The sequence below is a fragment of the Haloarcula japonica DSM 6131 genome (genome assembly GCF_000336635.1).
In the GTDB taxonomy this organism is placed as follows: domain Archaea; phylum Halobacteriota; class Halobacteria; order Halobacteriales; family Haloarculaceae; genus Haloarcula; species Haloarcula japonica.
Map to the genome: position 1 here is coordinate 362,316 of NZ_AOLY01000042.1, position 12,635 is coordinate 374,950.

The 12,635-nt window shown below is 62.0% G+C and carries 13 protein-coding genes; 6 read left to right on the forward strand and 7 right to left on the reverse strand.

Translation table 11 applies throughout. The annotated features are described in order from the left end of the window. Positions 1–45 precede the first annotated feature (45 nt). Positions 46–891, reverse strand: coding sequence for a DUF726 domain-containing protein (locus C444_RS19655; protein WP_004594852.1), 846 nt, complete (start codon positions 889–891; stop codon positions 46–48). Between the two features lie 134 nt (positions 892–1,025). Between C444_RS19655 and C444_RS19660 the strand changes: the two genes are divergently transcribed. Beyond that, complete coding sequence (locus C444_RS19660; protein WP_004594853.1) at positions 1,026–1,628, forward strand: class I SAM-dependent methyltransferase; 603 nt, start codon at positions 1,026–1,028, stop codon at positions 1,626–1,628. Between the two features lie 249 nt (positions 1,629–1,877). Then, positions 1,878–3,224, forward strand: a complete 1,347-nt coding sequence (locus C444_RS19665) for an FAD-dependent oxidoreductase (RefSeq protein ID WP_049909638.1) — start codon at positions 1,878–1,880, stop codon at positions 3,222–3,224. Between the two features lie 131 nt (positions 3,225–3,355). Here the strand turns inward: C444_RS19665 and C444_RS19670 are convergent, their stop codons facing one another. Beyond that, positions 3,356–5,062, reverse strand: coding sequence for a cbb3-type cytochrome c oxidase subunit I (locus C444_RS19670; protein ID WP_004594855.1), 1,707 nt, complete (start codon positions 5,060–5,062; stop codon positions 3,356–3,358). Between the two features lie 315 nt (positions 5,063–5,377). On the opposite strand from C444_RS19670, the gene C444_RS19675 reads away from it, so the two are divergent. Next, on the forward strand, positions 5,378–5,749 hold the full coding sequence (locus C444_RS19675) for a cupin domain-containing protein (protein ID WP_004594856.1): 372 nt from the start codon (positions 5,378–5,380) through the stop codon (positions 5,747–5,749). A gap of 44 nt (positions 5,750–5,793) precedes the next feature. On the opposite strand, the gene C444_RS19680 is transcribed toward C444_RS19675, so the two are convergent. The 5 genes from C444_RS19680 to C444_RS19700 form a co-directional block, all read right to left on the reverse strand. Then, on the reverse strand, positions 5,794–6,099 hold the full coding sequence (locus tag C444_RS19680; RefSeq protein WP_004594857.1) for a hypothetical protein: 306 nt from the start codon (positions 6,097–6,099) through the stop codon (positions 5,794–5,796). 58 nt (positions 6,100–6,157) lie between these two features. Next, positions 6,158–7,081: an LLM class oxidoreductase gene (locus tag C444_RS19685; RefSeq protein ID WP_004594858.1), complete on the reverse strand. Its 924-nt coding sequence runs from the start codon at positions 7,079–7,081 to the stop codon at positions 6,158–6,160. Positions 7,082–7,259: 178 nt separating this feature from the next. Further along, on the reverse strand, positions 7,260–8,258 hold the full coding sequence (locus C444_RS19690) for a DMT family transporter (RefSeq protein WP_004594859.1): 999 nt from the start codon (positions 8,256–8,258) through the stop codon (positions 7,260–7,262). A 146-nt stretch (positions 8,259–8,404) separates the two neighbouring features. Then, positions 8,405–9,196, reverse strand: a complete 792-nt coding sequence (locus tag C444_RS19695; RefSeq protein ID WP_004594860.1) for an aldo/keto reductase — start codon at positions 9,194–9,196, stop codon at positions 8,405–8,407. A 156-nt stretch (positions 9,197–9,352) separates the two neighbouring features. After that, a complete protein-coding gene (locus tag C444_RS19700) occupies positions 9,353–9,973 on the reverse strand; it encodes a hypothetical protein (protein WP_004594861.1) in 621 nt (206 codons plus the stop codon). A 100-nt stretch (positions 9,974–10,073) separates the two neighbouring features. On the opposite strand from C444_RS19700, the gene C444_RS19705 reads away from it, so the two are divergent. The 3 genes from C444_RS19705 (at position 10,074) to C444_RS19715 (ending at position 12,590) form a co-directional block, all read left to right on the forward strand. Beyond that, positions 10,074–10,748 (forward strand): class I SAM-dependent methyltransferase, encoded by a 675-nt coding sequence (locus tag C444_RS19705; protein WP_004594862.1) that lies wholly within the window; start codon positions 10,074–10,076, stop codon positions 10,746–10,748. A gap of 83 nt (positions 10,749–10,831) precedes the next feature. After that, the gene (locus C444_RS19710) at positions 10,832–11,656 is read left to right on the forward strand and encodes a M48 family metallopeptidase (protein WP_004594863.1); all 825 of its coding nucleotides are present in this window, start codon (positions 10,832–10,834) and stop codon (positions 11,654–11,656) included. A gap of 70 nt (positions 11,657–11,726) precedes the next feature. Further along, a complete protein-coding gene (locus C444_RS19715) occupies positions 11,727–12,590 on the forward strand; it encodes an SMP-30/gluconolactonase/LRE family protein (protein WP_004594864.1) in 864 nt (287 codons plus the stop codon). Positions 12,591–12,635: the final 45 nt, after the last annotated feature.

Here is a 12,635-nt window from a genome sequence, read left to right on the forward strand (position 1 = left end):
GCCACCGTATATAATTCTACCAGCGACAGGGAAGACAGAGCCGGGTTACCCGATTTCGGCAACGACACGCGGCAGACATCCCTCTCCGGGTTCGAAGTACGAGTAGTGATCGGCAACGAGGTCAGTGACGTTCACGTCTTGGTAACCGTCGGGAAGCGGCCCAGCATCACGAGCTCCAGCGTGGCCGACGGCGTGTGTCCGGTCTGACGCTCGGTACACCCACGAGAGGACCTTATCGTTGTGGCTGTAGAAGTTCGATACCGGGGCGTCAACGGCCGCTATGGCGTTGCCGTATTGACCACCCTGTACCACGCTATCGTAGGGGATGGCACCGCCGAGCAGTGACACCGAGGCAAGCGCGTCTGTCACCCCTCGCTCGGCTAGTACCCGGAGAGTCTCACCGGTCACACGTGCACCAAGCGAGTGAGCGAGCAAATGGACGGGCCGTCCGTCGGTTTCGGCCCACTCGACCAGCCACTGGGCGAGGGGAGTGCTGTTCGCCACAGCGTTGTCCTTGGCCTGCTCCCATTCGACGTTGGAATCCCAACTGTATGCGACGACCGGTGTGGGCTGTGTTCCGTCGAGCGCTATCTGAGCCGTATAGGCATTGTCGCGTGCCCTCTCGGCGTCGGTACTGAATCCGTGGACGAACAGGAACACCTCCGACGCGTCGTCGAACGACCACGTGCCATCAGTCTCGAAGGCTGGCCCCTCGGTCGTGTTGAGGAACCCGCGAGTAGTGACGACCGGGTGTGAGTCCGGCGCAGTGTACCCGCCGGAGTCACCCTGCAACGACCAGTACACGTAGGCACCGCCGCCCCCAAGCAGACCGAGTCCACTTCCGAGAGCGATGAGCAGCCGCCGTCTGGTCACACCGTTTTGACTATCCATAGCTGGTAGCCTGTGGGTAAGTCGCAGGTGTGTCGGTAAGTCAGTTGAGATTGGTGCGTCCGGAAACGGGACGCAACGCAAGAGCTGTCTCACCGCCCACAGGCTTCATGTCTTGGCCGGCAGTCATCCGAGCCATGACGACCTGGGACGAGCGATACCGGACGGGCACGTACCCACAGCATCCGGACCCGCATCCGGTGTTGGAGCGATACCTGCCGACCTTCCAGCCGGGCCGGGCGCTCGATATCGCGACCGGGACCGGGCGAAACGCGCTCCCGGTCGCAGCGGCCGGGTACCGCGTCGACGCGGTCGACCAGTCGCGCGAGGGGCTGCGCATCGCCCGCGAAAACTCGCGGGAAGCAGACGTCGAAGACAATATCGAGTGGATACAGGCGGACCTCGATTCATTTGCCTACCCGGCGGCGACGTACGACCTCATTACGATTAGCTTCTATCGCCCTGTCGACCGCCTCCCCGATATCATCGAGGCGCTGGCCGACGGTGGCTGCCTGTTCGTCCAGCACCACCTCCGGACGACTGACGACGTGGACGGTGGCCCCTCCGGAGACCGGTACCGGTTCGCCTCGAACGAACTGCTCAGGGCCGGACTCGGGCTGACCGTGTTGCACTACGACGAACGCACAGCGACGACGGACGGGACGACCGCGGCGACCGCCCAGCTGGTGGCCAGAAAGTCACAGGGCGGCCGACAGTCGTATCCGGACATCTCAGAGTAGGAAGTAGATGGAGACGAGGTGCAACACAACGCTTCACAGGCTACTGGTTTCAGGCAGTGTAGCCTGAACAAGCTGCGCAGTAGGTTTGCGCAGATACCGCTCTAGGTCTACCAGATACGGTGGATATTCTCGGAGTCATGCAAGATACACAGCACGCAGTCAGCAACAGACTTCGATCAGTATTCTCATAGACGTGTGCTAACTCTTAACAATCCTATCCACGAATACCCGATAAGAGAGGGCACTATCGTGACCTTGGCATCCGTTCCAGAGTACGACCCGGGACAAATCACTCGTACTACCGGGTTTGCCGTCGTCGTCGGGGCGGGAATGGCCGGACTCATGACCGCCCGCGTGCTGGCAGATTTGTTCGAGCGAGTAACGCTTATCGAGAAAGATGCTCTCAGGGACGCCCCCGTGAGTCGGAGCGGTACCCCGCAGGCAAACCACATTCATAATCTTCACGAAGCCGGTCGACAAACCCTCGAAGATTTATTCCCCGGTTTCAGCGAGGCGTTGCTCGCTGCCGGGGGAAACCGAATCGAGATCAACAGTGACTCCCGCGTGTTCATTGAGGAGGGCGTGCTGGCCCACGGCCCGGCTCAATTACCGATGTATTGTGCCAGTCGTCCGCTCTTCGAATTGGTCACGCGGCGGCGGGTCGAAGACATCGAAAACGTCTCACTCAGAGATAACTGCCAGTTCGTTGATTACCTCACCGAGGGAACAGCGGATGTCACGGGAATATCGATCCGTCAGGACGGGCGTACAGAAGATATCCGCGCGGACTTGGTCGTCGACGCAACTGGACGGACTTCCCGAACACCGGACTGGCTGGCAGAACACGACTATCCGATGCCGACAGTCGACGAGGTTCACATTGACGTGGCATACAGCACTGCGTTCGTCAACCGACCTACGGATGTACAACAAACGTGTGTTGTGCTGCCGAACCCCCCGCGTAAACGCGGTGGTGGCATGTTCCCGGTCGAAAACGGCCGGTGGATGATGACACTCTTCGGGGTTCACGGGGAACACGCCCCGACGGAGCAGGCGGGATTCACCGACTTCGCGGCCAGCCTACCGATTTCTGATTTTGAGCGTGTTATCGACGAACACGGGCTGGCGAGCGAAACGATCGAGCAATACCCGTTTCCCTCGAACAGGCGGGTCAGGTACGAAGAGGCCGACCGCTTTCCCGACGGGCTGCTCGTGATCGGTGACGGAATCGCCAGTTTCAATCCGATCTATGGTCAGGGGATGTCGGTCGCCGCACTCGAGGCTATCCAGCTCCATCACACCCTTGCAGCGGGTAGCAGCGACGATGTAGCCCAGAGATTCTTCCAACGAGCCACAACTGTCGTTGACGATGCGTGGATGCTTGCGGTCGGCTCCGATTTCCAGTTCGGACAGACGACCGGGCCGAAACCCACCGGGACGGATCTAATCAACAGGTATCTCTCGCGGCTGCTCCGGACGGCCCGGACCGACGGGAGGGTCGCCGATGCCTTCAATCGGGTCATCATCATGGAGGAGCGGCCAACCTCGTTGTTTCGTCCAAGCATCTTGTGGAGAGTCCTCACGCCGGGTATCTGAATCACATGCTAACCCACCCTCTGTACTGAGCGCTTCAAATCGGGGATGACAACGGTCCTATACCACCCTGGATGAGACCGTGGAAGCATCAAGAAGGAGGCCGCAAATGAGAGCCAGAACCGACTCGAAGATCAGTCGCCGGTCGCTTCTTCGCCGCCGTCGGTCAGCGCCGGAAGTCGCTCACGCTCGAACCATGCGAACTCCCGCGGGAACTGCCCCGTCGCCGCCAAGTCCCAGGGGTCGCCGTCCGTGACCAGCGGCCCCTCTAGCCACGAGGTCACGAGATTCCAGACGAAGATGAGCTGACCGATGACCAGCAGGACGACGCCCAGTGTCGCCAGCTGGTGCAGGAGCGTAAACAGGTCCACCGGGCCAGCGGTCAGGGCGTACGTGGCGTACCGTCGTGGCATCCCGGCGTAGCCGAGCAGGACCATGGGGAAGAACGTGACGTTCGTGCCGATAAGCGTCAGCCAGAAGTGCCACTTCGCCAGCGACCGCTGATACCACCGACCGGTGTACAGCGGGAACCAGTAGTAGATGCCCGCGAAGACAGCGAAGGCGATCCCGCCCATGATGACGTAGTGGAAGTGGGCCACGACGTGGTAGGTGTCGTGCAGGATCAGGTCGACGGGAATGGCGGCTTCGAACACGCCGGTGACGCCGCCGATGATGAAGTTCCCGACGAACCCGACACAAAAGAGGAACGGCGCAGTCGTCCGCAACGCACCGTTCCACATCGTCGCCATCCAGTTGAACGTCTTCACCGCGCTCGGGATGGCAATGGCGATAGAGACCGCCATGAACGAGGCCCGTAGTCGGGGGTCCATCCCGGTCGCGAACATGTGATGGGCCCAGACGCCGAAGGAGAGGACGCCGAGCGCCAGCGTCGAGTAGACGACGAACTTGAAGCCGAACAGCTTCCGGCCACAGAACTTCGGCAGGATGTAGCTGACAAGACCCATCGGTGGGAGGACGAGGATATACACTTCGGGGTGGCCGAAGAACCAGAACAGGTGCTGCCACAGCAGCGGGCCGCCACCGTCTATCGTGAAGAACGTCGTCCCAAGGTTGCGGTCGAGCAGCAGCATGACCAGTGCACTACCCAGCAGCGGGAAGGCGAACAGGATCTGTGCGGACTGGACCAACACAGTCCAGGAGAAGATATCGAGGGTCGCCCAGGTCACGTCCTCGCCCCGTTCGGTGAAGATAGTCGCGATGAAGTTTATCGCCCCCATCGTCGCCGCGACGCCCGAGAGGTGGAGGCCGAGCAGCATCAGGTCCACGCCGGGGTTTTGCTGTTCGATTGACAGCGGCGTGTACATCGTCCAGGCGGTCTGTGCCGGTTCGATGTTTTCGAGGAACGGCCCGCCGAGGACGCCGCCCCAGATGAGCAGGGCGGCCGGCGGCAGCAGCCAGAACGCGATGGCGTTGATTCGCGGGAACGCCATGTCGTCGGCCCCGATGAGCAGCGGGATTAGGTAGTTCGAGAACGCTGCTAGGATGGGCGTCCCAAACAGGAACAGCATCGTGATGCCGTGGGTCGTCAGGAGGCCGTTGTAGGCACTTGTGCTGAGGAAGTCCTCAGCGGGATACATCAGTTCGAACCGCATCAGAACCACGGCGATACCACCCCAGGCAAACGCGACGACGGCGAACACGCCGTAGAGAATCCCGATGTCCTTGTGGTCGACTGTCGTCAGCCATCGGAGAATCCCGCTCGGTTTCTCCGCGTGGGTGCGTTCGTGAGTCCCATGGCCGCCACCAATCGCAATTGTGTACGACCGCCAGTCTTCGATCCGTGCGAGTAGCCCAGCGATACCGACGAGCAGTACCGCCATCAGTACTGTCGTCGCCAATGCGCCTACAGACACCATTTGGAGGGTGTTTATACGGACTACCCGTGGTTCTTATCGGGAAGATGTTCGGGGACAGTTTATATACACCCAGAGTGCGAAGCGGCGCAGTTACAGACGAAGCGGTTCGGGACCGAGGCTTTCCGTCGTGCGGTCTGAACTCCTTGCGATGCACCCACAGCAGCGAAACCGACAGCGAGCGAGTGTGCGCACTCGCCGGCGTTCGAATCAGGCCGCATCGACCAGACGCGACTTCGGTTCGGCGGTTCTTCGAGACTGGAGTGATGGGGGGGACACGCGATGACAGCGACCGATTTCGACGCCGTCCGGGAATACGACGACGACCAGTTCTCGGCTGTCGAAGTGTTCCGCAGCGACCGGATGAAAGTCGTCTGTGGCTATTTCGAACCCGGACAGTTTATTCCGGTGCACGCGCCCGCGAGCGACGTAGCGATACACGTCCAGTCCGGGACCGGTATCGTCCGTGATGGGGACACGGAGCGGGCGGTCGAGCCGGGCGACGTGGTGATCGTCGAGGCCGACACCGACCGCGGTGTCAAAGCGGACGCGGACAGTCGGCTAGAGACGTTACTGGTGACCGCACCGCCGCCGACCGACGCCGAACACGAACCGGTCCGGAAAGGGCTCAAGAAGGACAAGTTCGACCCCTAACGTCCGGCCGGGTTCGTCTCCCATCTCAGGCAACAGGACCGAAGTCACTCGACGACATACGAGCGGTGTGAGCCGCGGGTTCGCACGTCGACGAAATGGTGGCGTGTCGCATTGCCTACGTTACCGACGGCGGACTGGGGAGTCTCGTCTTCACTGTACACGCTCTCGGCCGGGCGCAGGTCGCGGTCAGCTAGCTTGTCGGTGACGGCAGCGGGGAGGGATGCGCCGTCCCGAACATCGACGATGAGTAACTGGTCCGTGAAGCTCTTTGCGAGAAACGCGTCGGTAATCGGCTCGTAATCGGTAAGCTCCCCAGCTAAAGTACGGAGGGCCGCCTGCCGGTCGGTCATCGGTATCCAGTAGGTCGGCCACACCGAAAGCTGTGCGTGCGAACATCTTCCCACTGACCTACAGTTCCTCGATGATTTCGCTGGCGAAGGTCGTCATCGCCGCTTCTGGCTCCGCGGCGCGGAGTCCGACGATGACGTGATCGAGACCGTGGTCATCGAGCCGCCTGAAGTACTCCCGGAACCATTCAACGCCGGCCCGATAGCCCAGATGGAGCGGTTCAGGTTCGGCGGTCGGATCAGCAGCGAACTCGACCTGAACGGCAATCGTGAACGGCTTCTCGGGGGCGTGACTCCGCCACGTGTCGAGATACGACTCAAGCGTCGATTCGGGAAGATGGTAGAATATCCAGCCGTCGCCGTTCTCGGCGATCCACTCCGTCGACTGTCTGGCGTTCCCGGTCGGAAAGAGCGGGAGCGTGTCCGTCGTCGGCTTCGGGAGCACATCGAGTTCGCCGTCGAGATGGCCCCAGGAGCCGTCGAGCGTCGGATATTCCTCGCGCCAGAGCGCGCGGAGTGCATCGACGCTTTCGCGGACGAGATGACCCCGGTTCTCGGGGTCCACACCGAACGCCGGATACTCCGGGTCGCGGTCACCGGAGGCGACGCCCAGCACGAGACGGCCGTCGGAGAGCCGGTCGACGGTTGCGGCTGACTTCGCCACGTGTATTGGATGGCGAAGCGGGAGAACGATGCTTGCGGTGCCGAGCGCCACCGTCTCGGTGTGGGCGGCGACGTGGGACAGCAGCGACCACGGGTCGAAGGCCCCGCCGGCATCTCCGAACCGCGGCCAGTACGTCGGGACGTCTCGCGCCCAGAGCGCGTCGAACCCGACGGCTTCGGCGTGGCTTGCGAGCCGGAGTTCCGCGTCGATATCCGGCGTCGATTCCTGCTCGCCCGTGAGCGGAAATCCGAGACCGAACGAGAGCCCATCCTGCCCGTACAGTCGCCGATAGCCGGCGTTCGCATGGTCCACAGCAGTCATCAGAGTCCTTTCACGCTGGAGGCGTATTTGCACACGGGTGGATGACCCACTACGGACCGTCCGAGATATCGACCGCCACGGTTCCCGCCCGCTCGGTTCGCGGGAGCTGCCAGTACATGATTGGCTGGGCCCGTTTCGTCAAGCCCAGGTTGTGATCGCTCTACTGCAACCGCTGACGTCAGTCGTCACACGGCGGCGTCTGCTGCGACGAGGATGTCTGCTCAAAGCGGTGGTAGAGCCGGCGCAGTTCCATGCGGATAGTCATACGCTCGATGAGGGCGAAACCCGCAACGACGACGAGGAAGCCGACGAGCGTCCACAGTGATACCGACGAGCCCAGCAGCACCCAGCCCATGAGCGCGGCGAAAATCGGCACGACGTACGCGACCAAGTTCGCACGGACCGGGCCGATGCGCTTGATGAGGCCGAAGTAGATGGCGTACGCGACTGCTGTCGATGGGATGCCCACAGCCACAATGCTCGCAATCGTTTCTGGACTGATGCCAATCACAGCTGTAGGTGGCTCCCCGACCAGCAGGCTCGCGACGTGGAGGAGCACCGCGCCGACAGCCATCGCCCACGCAGTCAGCGGAGTACTGTCCATCTGCGGGCCGACACGCTGGAGCAGCACGCTACCCAGAGCCACGGCCGCAGCCGCGCCGAGGACCAGGAGTTGCCCGACAGCGCTCGCATCGGTGAACGTCGATGGCGACGGCTGTACGATGATGATGACGCCGCTCAGCGCGATACCAATACCGACCGCACCGAGCCACGAGAGCCTATCGCCCAGCAGCCACCAGGCGAACACGGGGGCGAGTATCGGGTTCAGACCGTACATCACGGACGCCGCTGCGGGCGTTGTCGTGCCCTGACCGAGGAACAACAGCCCGTTGTTGAGCGCGATGAGGAACAGCGCCGCCATCCCGATACCGAAAAAGTCGTCACGAGTCCGCGGGAGCCACGTCGACCGGGGCCGGGTAAAGACGATGTAGCCAAGCAGCGTCACCGCTGCCAGGTCGAACCGGAGACCGGCAAACAGCACCGGCGGAAGCTCACGGAGCCCGGTTTTGATCGCAACGAACGAACCACCGAACAACATTGCGAGCAGGACAAACAGCGCGCTGTCTCGGTAGCGTGCCGGGAGTGAGGGTCGATCAGAAAACGTGGACCGCAACATAGGCCAAGTCAGTTGGACCACCCGTTAGAGCGAAGATATCTCATTACCTGTTCAACGGGTCGAAATGTGAAGAGGGCTGTGGGAGACGTGGTGTCACGGACCGACAGTCGTCTCGACAAATCCTACCGGGAAAGCCCGAAACCGGTTCAGTCCCAAGCGGCGGGCGACCAGTCCGGATCGACGCGTCGGTCGACTGTCTCGATACCGTCGATACGGTCGATTTCGGCGTCCGTCAGGGACAGGTCGAGGCTCGCCAGGTTATCGGTGATGTGGGCTTCACTCGTGGCTTTCGGGATCGCCGTCACGCCCTTCTCGCGGAGCCACGCGAGGCTGACCTGCGCTTCGCTGGCGTCGTGGTCGTCGGCGATGGCTTCGATGACATCGTGACCGAACACCTCACCGCGTGCCAGCGGGGAATACGCGACCAGTTCGTAGTCCTGTTCGGCCGCGTGTTCGCGCAGTTCCGACTGCTGGAGGAACGGATGCGTTTCGACCTGGTTTGCGAAGACCGGTGCATCGAGTACGTCCATCGCCGTCTCAACGTGGTGTGGTTCGAAGTTCGAGACGCCGACGTTGTCGATGAGGCCCCGGTCGACGAGTTCGTCGAACGCCGGAAGCGTCTCCTCGGGTTCGTACTCGCCCGCCGCCCAGTGGATGTACAGCAGGTCCACCGAATCGACGCCGAGTTTGTCCAGGCTCTCCTCGGTCGTCTCGATCACGTCGTCGTGCGAGAGGTTCGAGATCCATACCTTCGTCGCCAGGAAGATATCGTCACGGTCAACGTCAGCCGCGGCAATACCGTCACCGACGGCGCTTTCGTTGTCGTAGGCCTGTGCGGTGTCGATATGTCGGTAGCCGGCCTCAAGCGCCGTTCGGACGCTCTCGGCACACTGTTCCGCGTCCTCGTTCTGCCACGTTCCGAGACCGAGCATCGGCATACCGCTCGCTCGTGGACCGCCATCTGTTTCGGACTGCTGTTGAGTCATATTGTACCACCAGTGCTTGTGACTTTAACCCGTTTGGGAGGCGGCGGGTAGCGCCGACTATCGGATGGTCCACAGAGAAGCCAGCGATTACAGATAACACAGGGTGATTCAGAAGCCGTAGGACCCGAAGATCCAGAGTGCGACCATGGGCGACGCGGCGAGGAACGCGCCAAGGATGGCCGTCCCGAGAACTGTGTCCCAACCCAGGGCTCGCACCGGTCTCCCGTATCGCCACAGTTGGACCACAACGTAGACCCCGGCGATGACCACGCCGCCGAGCAGCAAAAACGGTGGAAACCCGAGGGCCGGAAGCGGCAGGAAACCGACTGCCGGAAACGGGTCCGAACCACTCGAAGCCGCGAAGTCGAGACCGATGCCGACAGCGCCGACGGCGGTAGCCGCGACGACATACGAGATGCCGGCGATGACGTGCCGGAGTGCTGCTGTCAGCGTGCACGGCTCTGCGTCGGTCGGCAGCACCGCCGGGGCGGCGTAGCTACCGATTCCGGTGTAGAGGAACGGGACGGTCAACACACCGACAGCGACGGCATACGGAAGGACCGACGAGATCGCGACGATGAGAACTGCCACGGTCAGGGCGTATGTGCGTCCGGTCGCTTCCCCGAGAACCAGGGGCGGCACGAACAGCACAACAGCGGTCACGACGGCAAACAGGGAGATCGGGACAGAGTAGGGGCGGAACCGTCGGACAAAGCGGGGCAACGACATGCCAGTGCCGTTTCGGACCCAAGCGCATAGGTTTTCGGCTCTCCGGAGAGAACCGGAGTCGGCATGCTTTTACTCTCCGTTGCGGTATCGTGACAATATAATGCCACTACCGCGGGTGAAACGCGCAATCACTGAGTCCTGTCCGGACCGCCTCTACCCGCTGATTGCCGGGCTTTACCAGACCGCGTTTCCACCCGACACGTCCGAGGGAGCCGCAGCGGCGACCATTCTAAACCGACAGAAAGCCGTCCCTGAGTCGCTCCCGGCAACAGAGCTCGACCACGTACAAGTCCTTCCCCGTCGGACGGCACTCCTCGAACAGCTGCCGACCAGCGGGACTGTTGTTGAATTCGGCACTGGAGACGGTTCGTTCGCTGAGTCAATCAACAGAATCACGCGGCCGGAAACGCTCTCTCTGGTCGATCAGTGGGACAGCGACCAAGAGCGACAAGCTGTCAAGCGACGCTTCAGCGGGCAGGGAGGCACTGTTCGTCTGCGGGACGCTGAGCCGATTACCGTGCTCCGTGGGACCGACACTGACTCGCTCGACTGGGTGTATATCAACAGTTCCCACGAGTACGAGGCTACGCTGGCCGAACTCAGAGAGAGCCAGCGGGCAGTCGCAGATGACGGCTACATCACGGGTGACGACTACAAGATCGTAAACGGCGTCATCCCCGCCGTCCACCAGTTCTGTTCGGAGACCGACTGGCGGCTGGCGTATCTCACGCTCGAAACCCATGGGCGACGGAGTTACGCGCTCCACAAGCCATAAGCACTAGATCAGCGGGGAAACTCAGTGACATGAGCGGCATTATCAGCCAGACGGTTTATACGGCCGGGCGGATTTGACACTGTATGACAGATTTCGGACTACAGCTGCGGATGCTTGTCGTCGGTGCGATTCTGTTCGCGTTCTACGTGTTCGCCGGAACGGCACTGTCGGTGCTGTTGGGCCTGCCGCTCGTCCCGGTGCTCCTCGTCGGAATCCTCGTCGTTCCGTCGATACAGTACAAACTCGGGAAGTGGCTGGCGCTCCGCGGCGCGGAGGATATGCCGGACGACCAGCGGTTCGGCTACGTCCACCAGATGGTCCGGCGCCTCTGCAGAGACATGAATATCGAGGAGCCGCGGCTGATGGTGATGGACATGGGCGTGCCCAATGCCTTCGCCGTCGGCCGGAAGGGTGCGGGTGTCGTCGTCGTGTCGAGCGAGCTGATGCAACTCTTGGATGATGACGAACTGGAGGGCGTCATCGCACACGAACTGGCCCACATCAAGAACCGGGACGTCATCACGATGGTCGTCGGGCAGTCCATCGGGATGCTTGTCGGCTACGTCGCGTACTTCGCAGTGCTGTTCGGCGGCGAGCGAAACATGGGCTCCTGGATCATGGCGATGGTCGCATCGTCGCTCGCGAACGCGCTTGTCATGGTGTTCGTGCTGGCTATCTCGCGGTATCGGGAGTACGTCGCCGACGCGGACGCTCGCCGAGCCATCGGGACAGGGGAACCGCTGGCCCGCGCGCTCGAAAAAATCTCCCGTGGTGCCGAGGGACGGGAATCGAACATCGAGGACAGCATGAACGCCCTCTGTATCTTCAACGCAGACAAGGGGCTGTTCGAGAAGCTGTTCTCGACCCATCCACCGACGGAGAAGCGCATCCAGCGGCTCCGGTCCTGAACATCGGCATCAAGAAGTTCGGGAGGCAGACAGTAATAACGCTCAAGGGATTGAGTTGAGAACACTGCCCATGGCTCGAACGGAGCGCATCGCTGACACACGCGCTCACACAGGCGAAGGACCGCTGTGGCATCCCGACGAAGAGCGCCTCTACTGGGTAGACATCCCCGCCGGCCGGCTATTTCAGTACGACCCCGCAACCGATGAGCACGCGGTCGCCTACGAGACAGACGGTGCTCCCATCGGCGGGTACACCATCGAGTCTGACGGTGCGCTGCTTCTGTTTACCCGGCGGCGGGTCGAACGACTCGTGCCCGGAGAGAGTGAGACACACCTCGTCGCCGAAATCGACGCCGAAACACGGTTCAATGACGTCATCGCTGACCCCGACGGACGGGTGTTCTGTGGAACTATGCCCGGCGAGGACCACCTCGGCGATCTGTACAGACTCGACACCGACGGCTCTGTCTCACTCGTCATCGAGAACGTGGATATCCCGAACGGCATGGGCTTTTCGAGCGGGCTGGAGACGTTCTATTTCACCGAGTCCGAGGCCAATCGGATATTCGCGTTCGACTACGACCGGGCGACCGGGACGCTCTCGAACAAGCGTCCGTTCATTGACCGCTCCACGGACGAGGGTATCCCCGACGGAATGACCGTCGACGCGGACGACCACGTCTGGTCGGCCCGCTGGAACGGCGGGAAAGTCGTTCGGTACGCCCCATCCGGCGAGGTCGTGACTGAATTCGACCTCCCGGCACGCAAAGTCTCGTCCGTGACCTTCGGTGGGCCGGAGTACTCCGACCTGTATCTGACGACAGCGCTCACCGATGGCGACAGAGCGACAGAGGGTGACGGGGCCGGCGCGCTCTTCCGGATTCCCGACGTCGGCGTCGGCGGCGTCCCGGAATTCCGGTCGGATATTGCGTGATCGACAGCCTATCACGGGACGTATCGGTTCTGTCAAGAAGCCACT